Consider the following 20,586-nt stretch of genomic DNA (forward strand, 5'->3'; position numbering starts at 1 on the left):
TTAACGTTAAGTAATTTCAATTATTTTTTAGCATTTTTTTTGCCTAAGACAAACTTTGTCTTAAATTTGCATCCTCATTTTGAGAGATTGGCCTATGGTGTAACTGGCAACACGTCTGGTTTTGGTCCAGAAGAGTCTAGGTTCGAGCCCTAGTAGGCCAACAAAAAATCCTAATCGAATTCGATTAGGATTTTTTTATTTAAGAATTAGTGTGTTAAATCTTAAAGGTTATAACTGGTCGTTCAGCATGATTTACTAAATCTTCGCTAATACTGCTATTAAAGAAGTGAGCTATACCTTGTCGCCCATGAGTGCTAATACCTATAAGATCTGCATCAATCTCTTGAGAAAAGTTTAGTATACCTTCTTCTACACTTGTGTCATTATGAACGTTTACAGTGTAATTCTCAAAAGTTTGCCCTGAAATAAAATCATTGATTCTAGCTCTAGAATCGTATGTTGTAATAAAATTATTAGCCGTGTTAACTAAAAGAAGGTGTATTTTGGCACCCAATAATTCTGCAAGTTTTGCAGCTTGCTCATATGTTTTTTTGTTATCGTTTTTAAAGTCCGAAGCAAAAACAAAATTTCTAATATTAAAACTTGCATGATGGTTTTTGATAACCAAAACAGGAACATCAGATGTCCTAACAACTTTTTCTGCATTAGAGCCTACAAACATTTCCTTGAGACCAGATGCTCCATGTGAGCCCATGACGATTAAATCGATACTAAACTCTTTACAGGCATCCTTAATTTCATTAAAGGTAATATCTGCTTTAACCGTTTCATGTACCGTAATCCCATCCAGAAAATCACTTTCTATAAGGTCTTCAAATTTTTTGTGCGCTAATTTCATAAAAAACAGTGCCTCAGGGATATCGCTTCGAGCAGCACCAGGGTCGATTTGCTGCATAGGAATTTCCATCATATGTAACAAATAAATCTCTGCATCATGTTTTTTTGCTAACATAGCAGCTACTTTTAAAGCGTTCTCTGCTTGTTCAGAAAAATCTGTAGGGACTAATATTCTATTCATTATGTTTTTAATTTATGATTTATGTTAGTCTTATAAAATTAGCAAAATAAATCCACAATCCGAAGCTTTGAAAAATTAATTTAAATATTGTATATTTGCACCGTAGTTTACCAAAATAAATAGATGAGAGGACGGAAAGTCCTCTCTTTTTATATTAAAAATGTTTAAGAAAACCGTAGAGGACTTATTACAAAACGCTCTAACTGAAAGACAGGATTTGTTCTTAATAGATTTTAGTATTTCAGGTGATAATGCCATTAAAATTGTTATTGATGGTGATACAGGTGTGCTGGTTGAAGATTGTATGTTTATAAGTAGAGCTATTGAGCACAACATAGATAGAGATGAGCACGATTTCTCTTTAGAGGTGTTATCATCTGGAGCAACTACACCTTTGGTTTTGCCACGACAATATGCAAAGCATGTTGGTAGAAACCTTGAAGTAAGAACTAATGATGGTGAAAATCTTGAAGGACAACTCATTACAACTAATGAGCAAGGAGTAGTCTTAAAATGGAAAACTAGAGAACCAAAACCTGTAGGTAAAGGGAAGGTAACTGTTACTAAAGAAGCAAATATTGCTTTTAAAGATATTAAAGAAGCAAAAGTTAAAATAAAATTTTAATTCATATCAATTATGGAAAATGTAGCGTTAATTGAATCATTTTCAGAATTTAAAGACGATAAATTAATAGACAGAGTTACGCTGATGGCGATTCTTGAAGATGTATTGCGTAATGCGTTAAAGAAGAAATATGGTGACGATGATAATTTTGATATTATTATAAATCCAGATAAAGGAGATTTAGAGATTTGGAGAAACCGTATCGTAGTAGCTGATGGCGAAGTTGAAGAGCCTAATCAGGAAATCGCATTATCCGAAGCACAAAAAATAGAGCCAGATTTTGAGGTTGGTGAAGACGTTGCAGAAGAAGTAAAACTCGTAGATTTAGGAAGACGATCTATTTTAGCATTAAGACAAAACTTAATCTCTAAAATTCACGAGCATGATAATACAAATATATATAAGCATTTTAAGGAATTAGAAGGAGAAATATATACAGCCGAAGTACATCACATACGACACAGAGCAATTATTTTGTTAGATGATGACGGTAATGAAATTATTCTTCCTAAAGATAGACAGATTCCATCTGATTTTTTTAGAAAAGGTGAAAATGTTAGAGGTATTATAGAAAGTGTTGAGTTAAAAGGAAGTAAGCCAGCAATTATTATGTCTAGAACATCACCATTGTTTTTAGAGAAATTGTTTGAGCAAGAAATCCCTGAAGTTTTTGATGGTTTAATTACTGTTAAAAAAGTAGTTCGTATTCCTGGTGAGAAAGCTAAAGTAGCTGTAGATTCTTATGATGATAGAATTGACCCGGTTGGAGCTTGCGTTGGTATGAAAGGATCACGTATTCACGGTATTGTACGTGAGTTAGGAAATGAAAACATTGATGTCATTAACTATACAAACAATGTTCAGCTTTTTGTAACCAGAGCATTAAGTCCTGCACGTGTAACATCATTAAAGTTAGATGAAGAAAATATGCGCGCCGAAGTGTTGCTAAAACCAGAAGAAGTCTCTAAAGCGATAGGTAGAGGAGGTCATAATATTCGTTTAGCAGGCCAATTGACAGGTTATGAAATAGACGTATTTAGAGAAGGAGCAGAAGAAGATGTAGAATTAAAAGAATTCTCAGATGAAATAGATGCGTGGATTATAGAAGAATTTAGTAAAGCAGGTTTAGATACCGCAAAAAGCATTCTAGAGCAAGACGTTAACGATTTGGTAAAACGTACAGATTTAGAAGAAGAAACAATATTAGAAGTCATTAGAATTTTAAAAGAAGAATTTGAAGACTAATAACAGTTTAACTTTAAAACAATAAAAGTTAGATTGATATAAAACAGATTTAAGTATATTACGGCAATTTATGGCTCAAATTAGAATTAATAAAGTATTAAGGGAACTGAATATCTCACTAGATCGTGCTGTAGACTTTTTAGAGTCTAAGGGTATCGAGATAGAGAAAAGCCCTAATACAAAAATTTCGCAAGAGGTTTATGACACGCTATCTGATGAATTTCAGACAGATGCAACTAAGCGTGAAAAAGCTCAAGAAGTAAGTGAAGCAAAGCTTAAGGAAAAAGAAGAGCTTCGCGAAAAGCGCGAACGCGAAATTGAAGAAAAAGAAAAGAAAGAAGCCGCTAAAGAAGCTGTAGTAAAAGCTAAGGCCGAACTCGATGGGCCAAAACAAGTTGGTAAAATAGACTTAGACAAAAAACCTAAGGCTAAGGAAGAAGAGGAAAAGAAAGAAGAAAAGCCAAAACCTATACCAACGCCAGAACCAGAGGTAACTCCTAAAGTTGAAAAACCAAAAGAAAAGAAAGAGGAGCCTAAGGAAGAGGTTAAGAAAATAGAGCCAGAACCAAAAAAGGAAAAAACCGAAAAAGAGAAAGAGCCTGTAGCACCTGTAGAAGAAACCCTGAAAACACAATACAAGAAGCTTTCTGGGCCAACAGCAACAGGGAAGAAAATAGACCTCTCAAAATTTGAGAAGCCAAAGAAGAAGAAAGAAGAAAAACCAGCTCCTGCTAATGACGGTAATAAAAGAAAAAGACGTCGTATTAGTAAAGGGGGTAATGATCGCGGAGGCAAACCAAATTTCGATAACAGAAAAGGAGGAAAAGGAAGAGGTAATTCTAGACCAAAAGTGGTTAAAGAAGAGCCTAGTGAAGAAGAAGTGCAAAAGCAAATCCGCGAAACTTTAGAAAAACTTCAAGGAAAGTCCAGTAAAGGAAAAGGAGCTAAATACCGTAGAGAAAAAAGAGATCAACATCGTCAGCAGACAGAAATAGATCAAGAAATTGCAGCAGCAGAAAGTAAAACACTTAAGGTTACAGAATTTGTAACAGTAAGTGAGGTGGCTACAATGATGGATGTTGGAGTTACAGAAATTATTTCGGCATGTATGTCTCTGGGTATGATGGTAACTATGAATCAAAGACTAGATGCAGAGACACTTTCTATAGTTGCTGAAGAATTTGGTTATAGTGTAGAATTTGTAACAGCAGATATCGAAGAATCTATCGAAGAGGTAGAAGACGATCCAAAAGATTTAAAACCTCGTGCACCTATTGTAACAGTAATGGGACACGTTGACCATGGTAAAACATCTTTATTAGATTATATACGTGAAGAAAACGTAATTGCTGGCGAATCAGGTGGAATTACGCAGCATATCGGAGCTTATGGAGTAGAATTAGAAGGAGGGCAAAAAATAGCATTCTTAGATACACCTGGTCACGAAGCCTTTACAGCGATGCGTGCTCGTGGTGCTCAAGTCACTGATATTGCCATTATTGTTGTGGCGGCAGATGATGCCATAATGCCACAAACTAAAGAAGCGATTTCGCATGCACAAGCTGCTGGAGTACCTATCGTTTTCGCTATAAATAAGATTGATAAACCTGACGCTAATCCAGATAAAGTAAAAGAAGGTTTAGCAGGTATGAATTTATTAGTTGAAGATTGGGGTGGAAAAATTCAATCACATGATATCTCAGCTAAATTCGGGACAGGAGTTAAAGAATTACTCGAAAAAGTATTACTAGAAGCTGAGTTGCTAGAATTAAAAGCGAATCCATCAAAACCAGCTGTTGGAACTGTTGTTGAAGCTTACTTAGATAAAGGTAGAGGTTATGTATCTACAATTTTAGTACAAGCAGGTACTCTAAAAGTAGGAGATTATGTTTTAGCAGGAAAAAATAGTGGTAAGGTAAAAGCGATGCACGATGAACGTGGAAATGATGTTGAAGAAGCGGGCCCATCAACACCTGTATCTATTTTAGGATTAGACGGCGCACCTCAAGCAGGTGATAAATTCAATGTATTTGAAGATGAGCGTGAAGCAAAACAAATTGCTGCAAAGCGTACACAATTACAACGCGAGCAATCTGTAAGAACACAAAAACGTTTAACCTACGAAGAAATAGGTCGTCGTATTGCTCTGGGCACATTTAAGGAATTAAATATTATCTTAAAAGGTGACGTGGACGGTTCTGTAGAAGCATTGACAGATTCATTCCAGAAATTATCTACTGAAGAGATAGAAGTAAATATTATACACAAAGGTGTTGGTGCTATTACAGAAAGTGATGTGTTATTAGCAACAGCCTCAGACGCAATTATTGTTGGGTTTAATGTAAGACCTGTCGGTAATGCGAGAACCATCGCAGATAAGGAAGAAATTGATATCCGTACATACTCGATAATCTACGCAGCTATTAACGATCTTAAAGACGCTATGGAAGGTATGTTATCACCAGAAGTTAAGGAAGAAGTTACGGGTACTGCTGAAATTAGAGAAACCTTTAAGATTTCTAAAATCGGAACTATTGCAGGTTGTATGGTTACTAATGGTAAAATATTTAGAAATTCTGGCATTAGATTAATTAGAGATGGTGTTGTTATACATACAGGTGAATTAGCATCATTAAAACGATTTAAAGATGATGTTAAAGAAGTTTCTAAAGGATACGATTGTGGTATGCAAGTTAAAGGGTACAACGATATTAAAGAAAGTGATATCATTGAAGCCTTCCAGGAAGTTGAAGTTAAAAAGAAACTGAAATAATATTCATAAAAAAAAGCGACTGTTAAGTCGCTTTTTTTTATGAATATTCAATTTTTATAATCCACTATTTTTTATCCGTTTTGGGTTGAAAAATAATAGCATTCATATATTTCTTTTTAATCTTAGCCAAAGCCCTGTCAGCTTCTAAACGTGTAGCAAAATTACCAACCCAAACTTTGTAATTGGGAGTGTTCCAAACAATTTCTACAGGCCACTCACCATAAGCATTAAGAAAGTTAGATTTTTCACGTTGTGCTTTATCTGGATCAACACTCTGGTATACCTGTATTCTGTAAACCTTAGTGGTTTTAATATCTTTTTTATATTCTAGTAATCTATCAATATCACTATCTTGTTCTACATTCACTTGCCCTTGTTGTGCATGGACAGAAACAGTGAATACTAATAGTAGCACTAAAATGCTTAAATATTTGGTTTTAAATACCATAATTATTATGTTTTAATGCAAAGGTATGTTATTCAACGGTATTGTGATAAAAATCTTATTTAGAATAGGTATAAATTAGATATTAACACTTCTCTAAGATTTTCAAAATCGACTTTAAATGTTACTTTTGCAAGAGTTTTTACAAACATGTTTTTTCACTTTTTTAATGAAAAAATCGTACCAAAGTTTAGAAGATAATTCAACCATTAATATGAAACAGGTGATCTACCGTAATTTAACCTCTAAGATTCTTCATTTAGGTTTTATTTTATTACTTACGTTTTCAACCTCACTTACAGCTCAAGATGGCGATCCAGCAAATGGAAAATCATTATTCAACACCAATTGTGCGGCTTGTCATAAATTAGATAAACCAATGACTGGCCCTGCGTTACGAAACGTAGAAGCAAGATTGGCAGAAGACGAAGGTTTAGACAGAGCATGGCTAAGTGCTTGGATTCGCAATAGTGCAGCAATGATAAAAGCTGGCGATGCTTATGCGGTTAAGATTTACAACGAATATAACCAAACGGCAATGACGGCTTTCCCAACATTGACCGATCAAGATATTTCTGATATCTTGGCTTATACGGCAGCACCAGCTCCACCGCCACCAGTTGACCCTTGCATTGCAAATCCTGGAGGTCCTGGTTGTGATCAACCAAAAACAGAAGGCGGAATCTCAAATGACCTAATTCTTGGAGCTTTAGCAGTTCTATTTGGTTTATTGGCGATGGCACTTATTTTAGTAAAACGTACTTTAAATCGTTTTGCAGAGGCTAAAGGAATTGAAGCAGAAGTAAAAGGTAAGCCATTATGGAAAGCATTTGTAGAAAATCAGTTCTTAGTATTAGTAACTGCAATTTTCTTCTTGTTAGCTAGTGGTTATTTTGTGTATGGTTACTTTATGCAGATTGGTGTAGATCAAGGTTACGAGCCAGTACAACCAATTCATTACTCGCACAGAATACATGCTGGTGATAATGGCATTGATTGTAAATATTGTCACTCTTCAGCCAGAGTGAGTAAACATTCGGGTATTCCTTCGCTTAATGTTTGTATGAACTGTCATAAATCAATTAGTGAAGTGGCACCTGCAACCTTAGCAGAAGGTAAAGAATATGGTGTAGATTATAATGCGGAAATCCAAAAGCTATACGAAGCTGTTGGTTGGGATGGACAAAACTACACAGGTGACTCTAAACCAGTAAAATGGATTAGAATTCACAATTTGCCAGACTTTGCGTATTTCAATCACTCTCAACACGTTTCTGTTGCTGGTATCGAGTGTCAGACCTGTCATGGACCTGTTGAAGAAATGGAAATTATGTACCAATACTCACCATTAACAATGGGTTGGTGTATTAATTGTCATAGAGAAACAAATGTAAAAGTTAAGGACAACGGTTACTATACTAAAATTCATGAAGAATTGTCTAAAAAGTATGGTGTTGATCAGTTAACTGCGGCACAGATGGGCGGATTAGAATGTGGTAAGTGCCATTATTAATTTTAATAAGAAGTAATTCAGAATTATATGTCATCAAACAAGAAATACTGGAAAAGTGTTGAAGAGCTAAACGAAAACAGCTCTATTGTTGAGACGCTACAGCAAAATGAATTTGTGGAAGCAATTCCAACAGATGAGTTTTTGGGAGATAAAGAATCGTTAGAATCTTCGTCTACATCGCGTCGTGATTTCTTAAAATACGTTGGGTTTAGTACAGCCGCTGCTTCATTAGCAGCTTGTGAAGGTCCAGTGATAAAGTCAATTCCTTATGTTGTGCAGCCGACGGAAATTATTCCTGGTGTTGCTAACTACTATGCAACCACAATTGCAAATGGATATGATTTTGCTAGTGTTTTAGTAAAGACAAGAGAAGGACGACCAATTAAGATAGAGAACAATACTGATGCCGCTACCAATGGTATGGCAAATGCCAGAGTTAATGCTTCGGTTTTAGGATTGTATGATAACTTAAGAGTAAAATCACCAATGAAAGGTGAAGAAGCTATTTCTTGGGATGCATTCATGTCTGGAACAACTTCAAAATTAAATGGACTGAGTGATGATAAGCAAATCGTTTTCTTAACGGCTACTATGCCAAGTCCATCAACACATAAATTAATAGCAGAGTTTTCTGAAAAATATGGTAACGTAAAACATGTGGTTTATGATGCTGTTTCAGAATCTGCAACTTTAGATGCTTACCAAGCAAAGTATGGTAAAAGAGGAATGGCTAATTACGATTTCTCTAAAGCCATGACCATTGTTTCTGTTGGAGCGGATTTCTTAGGAGGTTGGCAAGGCGGAGGTTTTGAGTCTGGTTATGCTAAAAAGCGTGTTCCAGATCATGGTAAAATGTCAAGACATATTCAGTTTGAATCTAATATGTCATTATCTGGTGCAAACGCAGATAAACGTTTGCCATTGAAGCCAAGTGAGCAAAGATTAGCATTAGCTAAATTATATAGCTACGTTACAGGAAACTCTGTAGGTGGTGCGAATCTTCCTGAAGCTTTAGATGCAGCAGTTAAAGCAGCAGCTAAAGAATTAAGTAAAGCAGGAAGTAATGCAGTTGTGGTTACAGGTATTCAAGATGTAAATGCACAAACTGTTGCTCTAGAATTAAATGAATACTTAAATAGTAAAGCGTTTGATTCTAAGACTACGATTAATACAAGACAAGGTAGTGACAAAGCAGTAATGCAATTAGTTGCTGATATGAAAGCTGGTAATGTTGGAGCACTTATTGTAAATGGTGTTAACCCAATGTATACCTTGCCAAACGCATCAGATTTTGCTGAAGGATTAGCTAAGGTGGATTTATCTGTGGCCTTCTCAATGAAGCAAGATGAAACAGCTGTAAATTGTAATTATATCGCTGCGGCACCTCACAATTTAGAGTCTTGGGGGGATTACGAATTAAAGTCTGGTCATTATTCAATGATGCAACCAACAATTCGTCCATTATTTGATACAAAACAATTTCAAGAAGTGCTTTTAGCATGGAATGGAAATAGTACTTCATATAGAGATTATTTAAAATCGGTATGGACTGCTGATATTTTGAATGGCGCTTCTTTCAATAAAGCAGTTCAAGATGGGGTATTTGTAAGTGCTAATCCCGAAGCTGAAATTTTAATTGATTCATCTTCAGATTCTGATGAAGAGACTGTTGAAACACCAAGCGGAAACGCAGCAAGAGCTTTAGCTGCTTCTGCTAAGGGTGGAGCTATGGAATTAGCATTATATACAAAAACCGGAATGGGCGACGGCCAACAAGCCAACAACCCTTGGTTACAAGAGTTCCCAGATCCAATTACAAGAACCACTTGGGATAACTACTTAACCGTTTCCAGAGCTGATGCTGATGAAATGGAATTGGTTAACGAAAATGTTGCTAATGGTGGATTAAATGGTAGTTACGCTAACGTAACAGTTAATGGTGTTACTGTAGAAAATGTTCCTGTAATCATTCAACCAGGACAAGCAAAAGGTTCCGTTGGTTTAGCTTTTGGATATGGAAGAACATCTGATGCACTTAAAAAGGAGATGAAGACAGGTGTTAATGCTTATCCATTATATAAGAATTTCAATACAGTACAAGATGTAACTATAAAGAAAGCTTCTGGTATGCATGAGTTTGCTTGTGTACAGTTACATAACACTTTAATGGGGCGTGGAGATATCATTAAAGAAACAAGTTTAGAAATTTTTAATACTAAAGATAAACATGTTTGGAACAAAGTTCCAGAAGTATCCTTAAATCACATAGAAACACCTGTAACATCTCCTGATGTAGATTTATGGGATGAATTTGATCGTTCAGTCGGACATCATTTTAATTTATCGATTGACTTAAATGCTTGTACAGGCTGTGGTGCATGTGTTATTGCATGTCATGCAGAAAATAACGTTCCTGTTGTAGGTAAGTCTGAAATGAGACGAAGTAGAGATATGCACTGGTTGCGTATTGATAGATACTATTCATCTCAAGATTCTTTTGAAGGAGACAATGAAAAGAAAGAAAATATTTCTGGTTTAGGAAGCTCATTAAGTGAGTTCGGTGAGATGGAAAGTCCTGCTGATAATCCTCAAGTAGCATTCCAGCCTGTGATGTGTCAGCATTGTAATCATGCACCTTGTGAAACGGTTTGTCCGGTTGCTGCAACAGCACATGGTCGTCAAGGTCAAAACCATATGGCATATAACCGTTGTGTAGGTACAAGATATTGTGCTAACAACTGTCCATATAAAGTGCGTCGTTTTAACTGGTTCTTATACAATAAGAATGATGAGTTTGATTATTATATGAATGACGATTTAGGACGTATGGTATTAAATCCAGATGTTACAGTGCGTTCTCGTGGTGTGATGGAAAAATGTTCTATGTGTATTCAAAAAACACAAAAGACCATTCTTGATGCGAAGCGTGAAGGCCGTCCTGTTAAAGATGGAGAATTCCAAACTGCTTGTTCTGCAGCTTGTGGTAATGGAGCTATGGTATTTGGTGATGTTAATGATAAGGATAGTAAAATAGCAGAATTAAGAGAAGATAATAGAGCATATCACTTACTTGAGCATGTTGGTGTAAAACCAAATGTGGTATATCAAACCAAAGTAAGAAATACAGCTAAAGCATAAATAAAAATTAAAGAAATACGTATATAATTATGGCGTCTCATTACGAAGCACCTATTAGAAGACCTTTAGTTACTGGAGAAAAATCGTATCACGATGTTACCGTTGATGTAGCAAGACCAGTAGAAGGCAAAGCCAACACAGCATGGTGGATTGTTTTCAGCATTGCTTTGGTTGCATTCCTTTGGGGAATAGGTTGTATTATTTATACCATTTCAACAGGTATTGGAGTTTGGGGTCTTAATAAGACTGTAAACTGGGCTTGGGATATTACTAACTTCGTTTGGTGGGTTGGTATTGGTCACGCAGGAACACTGATTTCTGCTGTACTTCTACTCTTCCGTCAAAAATGGAGAATGGCAATTAATCGTTCTGCTGAAGCCATGACGATTTTCTCAGTAGTACAAGCAGGTTTATTCCCAATTATTCACATGGGTCGTCCATGGTTAGCATATTGGGTATTGCCAATTCCTAACCAATTTGGATCTTTATGGGTAAACTTTAACTCTCCATTACTTTGGGATGTATTTGCAATTTCTACATATCTATCGGTTTCGTTAGTGTTCTGGTGGACTGGCCTATTACCAGATTTCGCCATGATCAGAGATAGAGCCGTTAGACCTTTCCAAAAGAAAATTTATTCGTTATTAAGTTTTGGTTGGTCTGGTAGAGCAAAAGACTGGCAACGTTTTGAAGAAGTATCATTGGTACTTGCTGGTTTAGCAACACCTCTTGTACTTTCTGTACATACCATTGTATCTTTTGACTTCGCAACGTCTGTTATTCCAGGTTGGCACACCACGATTTTCCCACCTTACTTCGTTGCAGGTGCGATTTTCTCAGGATTTGCCATGGTAAATACACTTCTCATCATTATGAGAAAAGTGTGTAACCTAGAAGATTATATTACAGTACAACACATTGAGTTAATGAACATTGTAATTATGATTACAGGTTCTATCGTTGGTGTGGCTTATATCACGGAGTTATTTATAGCATGGTACTCTGGTGTAGAGTATGAACAGTATGCGTTCTTAAACAGAGCAACTGGTCCTTACTGGTGGGCATATTGGGCAATGATGACGTGTAACGTATTCTCTCCACAATTCATGTGGTTTAAGAAGCTTAGAACAAGCATTATGTTCTCATTCTTTATTTCTATTGTTGTAAATATTGGTATGTGGTTTGAACGTTTTGTAATTATCGTAACGTCATTACACAGAGATTACTTACCATCATCATGGACAATGTTCTCTCCAACATTTGTAGATATAGGAATCTTTATCGGAACAATAGGGTTTTTCTTTGTGTTATTTTTATTATACTCACGAACATTCCCAGTAATAGCTCAGGCAGAGGTTAAGACCATTTTAAAATCTTCAGGTGAACGTTATAAGAAGATTAGAGAACGCGGTGATAGTTTAGTTGGTACAGGTGCAGATGCCAGAACATCACAAGGTGTAGCGTCAACTGGAGCTACTCCTCAGGCTTCTACATCAGAAGATAATTCTGAGAAAGTAAATAGTCTTTTAGGAACTATAGGTTCTTTTGATGCCGCTACCGAAACAGCAGATGATTTAAAGAAGATTAGTGGTGTTGGACCTAAAATGGAAGACGTACTTAATAGTATTGGTATCTATACGTTCTTACAAGTAAGTAAGATGACAAAAACTGAATACGACTTGTTAGACTCAATCACAGGTTCTTTCCCAGGAAGAGCAGAACGTGATGATTGGGCAGGGCAAGCTAAAAATTTATTAAATAATTAATATAGTCTATGGAAGCTTCAAAAGTAATTCATGCTATTTATACAGATGATGATGTATTAATGTCTGCCGTTAAAACGGTAAAGGCAGAAAAACATCACATTGAAGAGATATACACACCTTTTCCAGTTCATGGACTAGACAAGGCAATGGGCTTAGCACCAACTCGTATCGCAATTACATCATTTATGTATGGTTGTGTTGGTTTAACAGTAGCTATTGTAATGATGAATTTTATAATGATTAAAGATTGGCCGCAAGACATTGGTGGTAAACCAAGCTTTAGTTATTTAGAAAATATGCCAGCTTTTGTACCTATTATGTTTGAGCTAACAGTATTTTTTGCGGCTCACTTAATGGTAATTACATTTTATTTAAGAAGTAGAATGTGGCCTTTTAAAAAAGCTGAGAACCCTGACCCAAGAACAACAGATGACCATTTCTTAATGGAAATAGCCATACATAATAATGAAAGTGAGTTAACTTCATTATTACAAGAAACAGGAGCTGTTGAAATAAATATTGTTGATAAAGACGAAGATGCACATTAATATGAAGACATCCTTAAAATATATCGTAGTATTAGTAATGTTGGTAGGCTTTGTGTCTTGTCAGAAGAATTCAAGACCCAACTATCAGTATATGCCTAACATGTATGAACCTGTGGGGTATGAAACATATCAAGAATCTGATGCTTTTGCTAATGGATTTGAAGCGCAATTACCAGCAGAAGGTTCTATACCAAGAGGTGATTTTATGCCTTATGAAATAGACAATACAAATGAAGGTTATGAGTTAGCCAAAACGACTTTAACCAGTCCCTTAGATTCTACTCAAGTTGATTATGCTGAAGGTAAAGTGTTATATGATATTTACTGTGGTATTTGTCATGGTAATAAAGGTAATGGTAAAGGAAAGTTAGTAGACCGTGAAAAAATATTAGGTGTACCTAGTTATGATGATGCTGGTAGAGCCATTACAACAGGTAGTATTTACCATGTTATTTATTATGGTAAAAACACTATGGGTTCTTATGCGAACCAATTGAATGAAAATGAGCGTTGGCAAGTTGTAGCTTATGTTGAAAAACTAAAAGCAGATTTAGAAAAATAAGATTTAGATAAAGATTATATAATGGAATATAAAATTTCAAATCGATTAAGAATGGGTGCTATCATAATGATAGTACTTGGTGCTCTTGGTGTTGCTTACGGTTTTATGGATTCACATAAATATGAAACTGTAAAAGATGTTGAGACCCTATTAAAGAGTGAAGCTCATCATGGTGGTGGACATGCAGAAGAAGCACATGGAGAGTCTCATAGTGAACCTGCATCGCATGTAGAAGAGGGTCATGGTGATGAAGCTCATGCTGAGGAAGGTCATAAAATGTCTCACGAAGAACACGTGTTACACCAAATACACAACAGACCATATTCAGCTTTATATGTAGCTGCATTCTTTTTCTTTATGATAGCTTTAGGAGTGCTTGCTTTTTATGCGATTCAGTACGCTTCTCAAGCAGGCTGGTCTCCAGTATTATTTAGAGTTATGGAAGGTATTACATCATATGTTTTGCCAGGCGGATTAATTGTATTAACAATAGCATTTTTTGCAGACAGTCATTTGTTTGTTTGGTTAAAAGAGGGTATAACTGAAGTTGGGCATGAAAACTATGACAAATTAGTGGCTAACAAATCAAGTTGGTTAAATAAAACAGGATTCTTTATCAGAGGTGCTATCTTCTTAGGTGGTTGGTCTTTATACAGATACTTCTCTAGAAAATTCTCTATTGCTCAGGATAGTGCTGATGATAACAGAAACTTTAAAAAGAACTTTAGAATCTCAGCTGCATTCTTAGTATTCTATATTTATACAGAATCTATGATGTCTTGGGATTGGATAATGAGTGTTGATCCTCACTGGTTCAGTACATTATTTGGTTGGTATGTTTTTGCAAGTATGTTTGTAAGTGGTATTACTGTAATTGCAATGGTTACCATTTACTTAAAATCTAAAGGCTTGTTAGAGTTTGTAAATGATAGTCATATACACGATTTAGCGAAATTTATGTTTGCTATTAGTATATTCTGGACCTATTTATGGTTCTCTCAATTTATGTTAATCTGGTATGCAGATATTCCAGAAGAGGTGACATATTTTGTTACACGTATTGAACATTACAAATTACCATTCTTTGGTATGTTAGCTATGAATTTTATATTCCCATTATTACTATTAATGAATAGTGATTACAAGCGTATCAATTGGTTTGTAATTATGGCTGGGATAGTAATTCTTTGTGGACACTATTTAGATGTTTTCAATTGGATTATGCCAGGAACAGTAGTTGAAAGATGGTATATAGGAATCCCTGAGATTAGTTCTATATTACTATTTGGTGGTCTATTTTTATTGTTTGTGTTTACAGCATTAGGAAAAGCACCATTATTAGCTAAACGAAACCCATTTATGAAGGAAAGTGAACATTTCCATTATTAATAATTATTAAAAAAGAACATAAACGATAATGACTGCTTTATTAACGATTATAATTGTACTCTTTGTAGCTATTGCCTTATGGCAACTGGTAAAGATTTTTGATTTAGCTCAAGTTGGTAGTTCGAACTCACCAGTTGCTGATGATAAAGACAATAAGCTAAATGGCTACCTGATGATGGGCTTTTTAGTATTTATCTATGTTATTACCATTTTAAGTTTTTGGTACTTAGGTGATTTACCTTTAATGTCTAATGCTGCCTCAGAGCATGGTCCAGGTTTAGATAATTTGATGATTATCTCAATGGTGATCATATTTTTTGTACAAACCGTGACGCAATTTATTTTGCACTATTTTGCCTTTAAATATAGAGGTGAAAAAGGAAAAAAAGCATTGTTCTATGCAGATAATAACATGCTTGAATTTATTTGGACGATCATCCCTGTTATTGTATTAGCTGGTTTAATTATATATGGTTTATTCACCTGGAATGATATCATGAGTATTGACGAAGATGAAGACCCAATTATTGTAGAATTATATGCACAACAGTTTAACTGGAAAGCTAGATATGGTGGTCAAGATAATGTATTAGGTAAGGCTAACGTAAGATTAATTGACTTAGATAGAGCCAATATTTTAGGTGTTGACGAAGATGATCCAAATGCGCAAGATGATGTTATAGTAACTGAGTTGCACTTACCAGTAGGGAAACCAGTATTGTTTAAAATGCGTTCTCAAGACGTATTACACTCTGCCTACATGCCACATTTTAGAGCACAAATGAATTGTGTGCCAGGAATGGTTACTCAATTTGGTTTTACACCAACCATTACCACTGCAGAAATGCGCGAAAATCCAGATATGGTAGATAAGGTTCAAAATATTAATACTATCAGGGCTGAAAAGAGTAAAAAGCTAACAGCAAATGGCGAGGAAGCTCTTGAACCTTATGAATTCGACTACCTATTACTATGTAATAAGATTTGTGGAATATCGCACTACAATATGCAAATGAAGATTATTGTAGAAACTCAAGAAGAATATGACGCCTGGATGAAAGAGCAAAAAACCTTTGCTAATTCATTAAATAAATAATAAAATCATTTTAAGCAATAGATAAAGAGATTATGTCAGCAACAGTAGATACACACGGTCACGACGATCACGACGTACATCATCACAAAGAGACTTTTGTAACTAAATATATATTTAGTCAAGATCATAAAATGATTGCAAAGCAGTACCTAATTACAGGTACAATAATGGGAGTTATTGGTGTTTTAATGTCTATAATGTTTCGTATGCAAATTGCCTGGCCAGAACAACCAAATGTGTTGTTTGAAGCGTTATTAGGCAAATGGGCTCCTGAGGGTGTTATGAATCCAGATATATATTTGGCACTAGTAACTATACATGGTACCATTATGGTATTTTTTGTACTAACTGCAGGTCTTAGTGGAACATTCAGTAACCTCTTAATTCCGTTACAGATTGGGGCACGAGATATGGCTTCAGGATTCCTTAATATGGTATCATACTGGTTATTCTTCTTGTCTAGTGTTGTTATGGTTATTTCTCTATTTGTAGAGGCAGGACCTGCAGCAGCAGGTTGGACAATTTATCCACCATTGTCTGCCTTACCAATGGCACAACAAGGTTCAGGTATGGGTATGACACTCTGGTTAGTATCTATGGCTATATTTATTGCATCGTCCTTACTTGGTTCATTGAACTACATTGTTACCGTAATTAATTTACGTACAAAAGGAATGTCTATGACAAGATTACCATTAACTATATGGGCATTCTTTATCACTGCTGTTATTGGTGTGATTTCTTTCCCAGTTTTATTATCTGCTGCATTATTATTAATAATGGATAGAAGTTTTGGGACATCCTTCTTCTTATCAGATATATTTATTCAGGGTGAAGTACTACATTATCAAGGTGGTTCTCCAGTACTGTTTGAGCATTTATTCTGGTTCTTAGGGCATCCAGAAGTATATATTGTTATACTTCCGGCTATGGGTCTGGTTTCAGAAATTATGGCTTCAAATTCACGTAAACCTATCTTCGGTTATCGTGCTATGATTATGTCTATTTTAGCTATTGCATTTTTATCGACAATAGTTTGGGGTCACCATATGTTTATTTCAGGTATGAACCCATTCCTGGGATCTGTATTTACATTTACAACTTTATTGATTGCAATACCTTCTGCAGTTAAAGCCTTTAACTGGATAACGACCATATGGAAAGGAAATCTGCAGATGAATCCCGCGATGCTATTCTCTATAGGTTTTGTGTCTACATTTATTACAGGTGGTTTAACAGGGATTATTTTAGGTGATAGTGCTTTAGATATTAATGTACACGACACGTATTTTGTAGTAGCACACTTCCACTTGGTAATGGGTATATCAGCATTGTATGGAATGTTTGCTGGTATCTATCATTGGTTCCCTAAAATGTTTGGTCGTATGCTGAATAAAAATTTAGGCTATTTACATTTCTGGGTCACTGCAATTTGTGCTTATGGGGTATTTTTCCCAATGCACTTTATAGGTATGGCAGGTTTACCAAGACGTTATTATACAAATTCTAATTTCCCATTATTTGACGATACAGCTAATGCAAATGTTATCATTACAATATTTGCTATTGTTGGTGGTATTTTCCAATTAGTGTATTTGTGGAACTTCTTCTACTCTATTTTCTACGGAAAGAAAACAGAGCAGAATCCATGGAAATCTACAACCTTAGAGTGGACAGCACCGATAAAGCATATTCATGGTAACTGGGAGGGTGAGATACCTCACGTATACAGATGGCCTTACGATTATAGTAAGCCAGGACATGATGTAGACTTTGTACCTCAAAATGTGCCATTGTATGATGGGGAGGAAGAGTTGCAGCACTAAACAAGATAAAACCCTAAGCTTAGTAAAAGTAAAAGGGGACATTATATTAAAAAGCCTTTCTTTTTTCAGAAAGGCTTTTTAATATATAATACCATAAATATTTATCTTTGTAACAAACAAATCTTAAACCTTAACCTATTATGAAAAAAATTACCCAACTACTATTTGTTATTGTAATCTTAAACTTACCTTGCAAACTACTAGCTCAGACAACTACTTTAGATTTTACGGGTGCATTTGTAAATATAACAGGCTTTATTCCATCACCAGCCACGGGCAGTATTACTCTATCTGATTCAAATTCTTATTCAGTTTCTAGCGTAGGAGGCGGAAGTGGAATTGTGACTAGAAATGGATCAGGTCAGTTAGCTTTTACCATGAATAACGATCAGTCGTATTATAGCTTCTCAAGAACAGATGGATCCGAGTTTAAATTCGAGACTATGAATATTGAATTCAATATTTCAACTACAACTTCGGCTACCTTATCAGGTCTAAAAGATGGAGAAACAGTGGTTGGTGCTTTTAGCGCAATTACTTTTACGCAAAATTTAGCTCAAACCATAGATGTCTCTTCTAACCAAGCATTTAATGATGTTGACGAAGTAAGAGTGTACTTCAACGAATCGGTTGACAATAATGGTACTACTCTAATAAACTCAATTCAATACTCTTCAGCAACTTCTTTTAATGATACACGAACAAAGATTAGTTTCGAGCCAAATACCTGGCCAGTTGCTTCATCAGGTCAAGCCACAATTACAGGCGGAGAATTTACAGATGGAGATATAAAGTTAATCCTAAGTAGTGGTGATATCTATATTGTTGATAACGATGGTAATGCTGGTACTCAAGCCTTATTCCCATCAAACTTTGTAAATGGTGAAACATTGACAATTGAATCGGTTGCTGGTGATGAATTCGATTTTCAAGAGTTAATAATCAATACATTTGGCACATCGTTGGATGCAAATTTTGTTTCAGCTGAAGGTTTTAAAAATGGATCATCAACTGGAATACAAAACACTGGAACAGGTTTTTCAGTATATCCATCTGTTGGGCAATATAGCGTCACTTTTGATGGTCTTATATTTGGTGATGTTGACCGTGTAGTCATTACAAGTAGTAACAATTTTGGGTTTAGTTTAAATATAATTGATGATATTGTTTTAAATTATAACACAGGGACTTTGAGTTTAGGTCAAGACTTATCAAAAAATGTTATAAATATATATCCGAACCCAGTAAAGAATAAGCTTCAGATAAATACGAACAATGCAGCTATACAAGAGATTACTATTTACGATATCCTTGGTAAAACCATTTTAAAGTCCCAATCAAGTATAAGAGTTTTTGATGTGTCTCACTTAAAGTCGGGAATGTACTTAATCAAGATAAAAACGGACTATGGAACTTCAATAAAGCGTATAATTAAAGAATGAATAAATAATTAATTGTTTATATGCACTAAGCCTTTCTAAAACAGAAAGGCTTTTTCGTTATATTTGTTTTAACAGCTCTGTCATTCAGAGTAAAGCAAAAAATCTAAAACTAAGAGATTACCATTTTCATGGGAAATGCTATGAACGAAAACCTAAATCCAAATAACGACAACTTTACACCAGAAGAACTTGATGTAGAAAAGAAATTAAGACCACTTACTTTTGAAGATTTTACAGGTCAAGACCAAGTGTTGGAAAATTTGTTGGTGTTTGTTCAAGCAGCAAACCTTAGAGAAGAAGCTCTCGATCATACGTTATTTCACGGACCACCTGGATTGGGCAAAACGACTTTAGCACATATTTTGGCCAATGAATTAGATGTTGGTATAAAGGTTACTTCCGGTCCTGTGTTGGATAAACCCGGTGATTTGGCAGGCCTATTAACAAATCTGGAAGATAGAGATGTACTTTTTATTGATGAAATCCATCGCCTAAGCCCAATTGTGGAGGAATATCTATATTCTGCAATGGAAGATTATAAGATCGATATTATGATAGAATCTGGTCCAAATGCCAGAACAGTTCAAATCAACTTAAATCCATTTACACTTGTTGGTGCAACAACACGTTCAGGTTTATTAACAGCACCTATGCGTGCACGCTTTGGGATAAGTAGTCGTTTACAATATTATAAAACAGATTTATTAACTACGATTGTACAACGAAGTGCTTCTATATTAAACGTGCCAATTTCCATGGAAGCTGCTATAGAAATAGCAGGTAGAAGTAGAGGAACACCTCGTATTGCAAATGCATTACTACGCAGAGTTAGGGATTTTGCTCAAATAAAAGGTAATGGTAAAATAGATATTAAAATTGCCAGGTTTGCTTTAGAAGCCCTAAATGTGGACGCACATGGTTTGGATGAAATGGATAATAAAATCCTAACTACCATTATAGACAAGTTTAAAGGAGGTCCTGTAGGTATCACGACTTTAGCTACTGCAGTAAGTGAGAGTTCTGAAACTATAGAAGAAGTTTACGAACCCTTTTTAATTCAGCAAGGGTTTATAATGCGTACGCCCAGAGGACGTGAAGTAACAGAACAAGCATACAGGCATTTAGGAAAAATAAAAGGCTCTACACAAGGAGGATTGTTTTAATAACCGTTTATCTATA

The 20,586-nt window shown here is 35.3% G+C and carries 15 protein-coding genes and 1 tRNA gene; 14 read left to right on the forward strand and 2 right to left on the reverse strand.

Translation table 11 applies throughout. The annotated features are described in order from the left end of the window. Nucleotides 1-88 precede the first annotated feature (88 nt). Nucleotides 89-161: transfer RNA gene (locus Q0912_RS12965), tRNA-Gln, on the forward strand. A 53-nt stretch (nucleotides 162-214) separates the two neighbouring features. Here the strand turns inward: Q0912_RS12965 and Q0912_RS12970 are convergent. Next, a complete protein-coding gene (locus Q0912_RS12970) occupies nucleotides 215-1,039 on the reverse strand; it encodes a universal stress protein (RefSeq protein ID WP_299115743.1) in 825 nt (274 codons plus the stop codon). A 160-nt stretch (nucleotides 1,040-1,199) separates the two neighbouring features. On the opposite strand from Q0912_RS12970, the gene rimP reads away from it, so the two are divergent. The 3 genes from rimP to infB all read left to right on the forward strand — a co-directional run bounded on the left by rimP (nucleotide 1,200) and on the right by infB (nucleotide 5,682). Beyond that, nucleotides 1,200-1,664 carry a ribosome assembly cofactor RimP gene (rimP, locus tag Q0912_RS12975; protein WP_299115745.1) on the forward strand — a complete coding sequence of 155 codons (465 nt, stop codon included), beginning with the start codon at nucleotides 1,200-1,202 and terminating at the stop codon, nucleotides 1,662-1,664. A 12-nt stretch (nucleotides 1,665-1,676) separates the two neighbouring features. After that, nucleotides 1,677-2,909 (forward strand): transcription termination factor NusA, encoded by a 1,233-nt coding sequence (gene nusA / locus Q0912_RS12980; RefSeq protein WP_299115747.1) that lies wholly within the window; start codon nucleotides 1,677-1,679, stop codon nucleotides 2,907-2,909. Nucleotides 2,910-2,979: 70 nt separating this feature from the next. Next, entirely contained in the window at nucleotides 2,980-5,682 is a 2,703-nt protein-coding gene (infB, locus tag Q0912_RS12985) for a translation initiation factor IF-2 (RefSeq protein ID WP_299115750.1), read from the forward strand. A gap of 64 nt (nucleotides 5,683-5,746) precedes the next feature. On the opposite strand, the gene Q0912_RS12990 is transcribed toward infB, so the two are convergent. Then, nucleotides 5,747-6,130: an SPOR domain-containing protein gene (locus tag Q0912_RS12990; RefSeq protein ID WP_299115752.1), complete on the reverse strand. Its 384-nt coding sequence runs from the start codon at nucleotides 6,128-6,130 to the stop codon at nucleotides 5,747-5,749. A 211-nt stretch (nucleotides 6,131-6,341) separates the two neighbouring features. Here Q0912_RS12990 and Q0912_RS12995 point away from each other — a divergent pair, with 211 nt between their 5' ends. The 10 genes from Q0912_RS12995 to ruvB all read left to right on the forward strand — a co-directional run bounded on the left by Q0912_RS12995 (nucleotide 6,342) and on the right by ruvB (nucleotide 20,570). Further along, nucleotides 6,342-7,640, forward strand: a complete 1,299-nt coding sequence (locus Q0912_RS12995; RefSeq protein WP_299115842.1) for a c-type cytochrome — start codon at nucleotides 6,342-6,344, stop codon at nucleotides 7,638-7,640. A gap of 27 nt (nucleotides 7,641-7,667) precedes the next feature. Further along, complete coding sequence (locus Q0912_RS13000; RefSeq protein WP_299115754.1) at nucleotides 7,668-10,778, forward strand: TAT-variant-translocated molybdopterin oxidoreductase; 3,111 nt, start codon at nucleotides 7,668-7,670, stop codon at nucleotides 10,776-10,778. A gap of 29 nt (nucleotides 10,779-10,807) precedes the next feature. Next, the gene (nrfD, locus tag Q0912_RS13005; RefSeq protein ID WP_299115756.1) at nucleotides 10,808-12,544 is read left to right on the forward strand and encodes an NrfD/PsrC family molybdoenzyme membrane anchor subunit; all 1,737 of its coding nucleotides are present in this window, start codon (nucleotides 10,808-10,810) and stop codon (nucleotides 12,542-12,544) included. 8 nt (nucleotides 12,545-12,552) lie between these two features. Next, nucleotides 12,553-13,092, forward strand: coding sequence for a DUF3341 domain-containing protein (locus tag Q0912_RS13010; RefSeq protein ID WP_299115758.1), 540 nt, complete (start codon nucleotides 12,553-12,555; stop codon nucleotides 13,090-13,092). Nucleotide 13,093: 1 nt separating this feature from the next. Further along, nucleotides 13,094-13,654 (forward strand): cytochrome c, encoded by a 561-nt coding sequence (locus Q0912_RS13015; RefSeq protein WP_299115760.1) that lies wholly within the window; start codon nucleotides 13,094-13,096, stop codon nucleotides 13,652-13,654. Nucleotides 13,655-13,675: 21 nt separating this feature from the next. After that, nucleotides 13,676-15,043: a quinol:cytochrome C oxidoreductase gene (locus Q0912_RS13020; RefSeq protein WP_299115762.1), complete on the forward strand. Its 1,368-nt coding sequence runs from the start codon at nucleotides 13,676-13,678 to the stop codon at nucleotides 15,041-15,043. A 28-nt stretch (nucleotides 15,044-15,071) separates the two neighbouring features. Next, a complete protein-coding gene (locus tag Q0912_RS13025; RefSeq protein WP_299115764.1) occupies nucleotides 15,072-16,139 on the forward strand; it encodes a cytochrome c oxidase subunit II in 1,068 nt (355 codons plus the stop codon). A 32-nt stretch (nucleotides 16,140-16,171) separates the two neighbouring features. Then, complete coding sequence (locus Q0912_RS13030; protein ID WP_299115766.1) at nucleotides 16,172-17,965, forward strand: cbb3-type cytochrome c oxidase subunit I; 1,794 nt, start codon at nucleotides 16,172-16,174, stop codon at nucleotides 17,963-17,965. 140 nt (nucleotides 17,966-18,105) lie between these two features. Next, nucleotides 18,106-19,407, forward strand: a complete 1,302-nt coding sequence (locus Q0912_RS13035; RefSeq protein WP_299115769.1) for a T9SS type A sorting domain-containing protein — start codon at nucleotides 18,106-18,108, stop codon at nucleotides 19,405-19,407. A gap of 140 nt (nucleotides 19,408-19,547) precedes the next feature. Further along, nucleotides 19,548-20,570: a Holliday junction branch migration DNA helicase RuvB gene (gene ruvB, locus Q0912_RS13040; protein WP_299115771.1), complete on the forward strand. Its 1,023-nt coding sequence runs from the start codon at nucleotides 19,548-19,550 to the stop codon at nucleotides 20,568-20,570. Nucleotides 20,571-20,586: the final 16 nt, after the last annotated feature.

The organism is uncultured Winogradskyella sp. (assembly GCF_947498345.1).
Classification (GTDB): domain Bacteria; phylum Bacteroidota; class Bacteroidia; order Flavobacteriales; family Flavobacteriaceae; genus Winogradskyella.

Excerpts from the sequence above, each read along its gene's own strand:
- Q0912_RS12970 (WP_299115743.1), bottom strand. The coding sequence starts at position 1,039 with ATGAATAGAATATTAGTCCCTACAGATTTTTCTGAACAAGCAGAGAAC.
- rimP (WP_299115745.1), top strand. The coding sequence starts at position 1,200 with ATGTTTAAGAAAACCGTAGAGGACTTATTACAAAACGCTCTAACTGAA.
- nusA (WP_299115747.1), top strand. The coding sequence starts at position 1,677 with ATGGAAAATGTAGCGTTAATTGAATCATTTTCAGAATTTAAAGACGAT.
- infB (WP_299115750.1), top strand. The coding sequence starts at position 2,980 with ATGGCTCAAATTAGAATTAATAAAGTATTAAGGGAACTGAATATCTCA.
- Q0912_RS12990 (WP_299115752.1), bottom strand. The coding sequence starts at position 6,130 with ATGGTATTTAAAACCAAATATTTAAGCATTTTAGTGCTACTATTAGTA.
- Q0912_RS12995 (WP_299115842.1), top strand. The coding sequence starts at position 6,342 with ATGAAACAGGTGATCTACCGTAATTTAACCTCTAAGATTCTTCATTTA.
- Q0912_RS13000 (WP_299115754.1), top strand. The coding sequence starts at position 7,668 with ATGTCATCAAACAAGAAATACTGGAAAAGTGTTGAAGAGCTAAACGAA.
- nrfD (WP_299115756.1), top strand. The coding sequence starts at position 10,808 with ATGGCGTCTCATTACGAAGCACCTATTAGAAGACCTTTAGTTACTGGA.
- Q0912_RS13010 (WP_299115758.1), top strand. The coding sequence starts at position 12,553 with ATGGAAGCTTCAAAAGTAATTCATGCTATTTATACAGATGATGATGTA.
- Q0912_RS13015 (WP_299115760.1), top strand. The coding sequence starts at position 13,094 with ATGAAGACATCCTTAAAATATATCGTAGTATTAGTAATGTTGGTAGGC.
- Q0912_RS13020 (WP_299115762.1), top strand. The coding sequence starts at position 13,676 with ATGGAATATAAAATTTCAAATCGATTAAGAATGGGTGCTATCATAATG.
- Q0912_RS13025 (WP_299115764.1), top strand. The coding sequence starts at position 15,072 with ATGACTGCTTTATTAACGATTATAATTGTACTCTTTGTAGCTATTGCC.
- Q0912_RS13030 (WP_299115766.1), top strand. The coding sequence starts at position 16,172 with ATGTCAGCAACAGTAGATACACACGGTCACGACGATCACGACGTACAT.
- Q0912_RS13035 (WP_299115769.1), top strand. The coding sequence starts at position 18,106 with ATGAAAAAAATTACCCAACTACTATTTGTTATTGTAATCTTAAACTTA.
- ruvB (WP_299115771.1), top strand. The coding sequence starts at position 19,548 with ATGAACGAAAACCTAAATCCAAATAACGACAACTTTACACCAGAAGAA.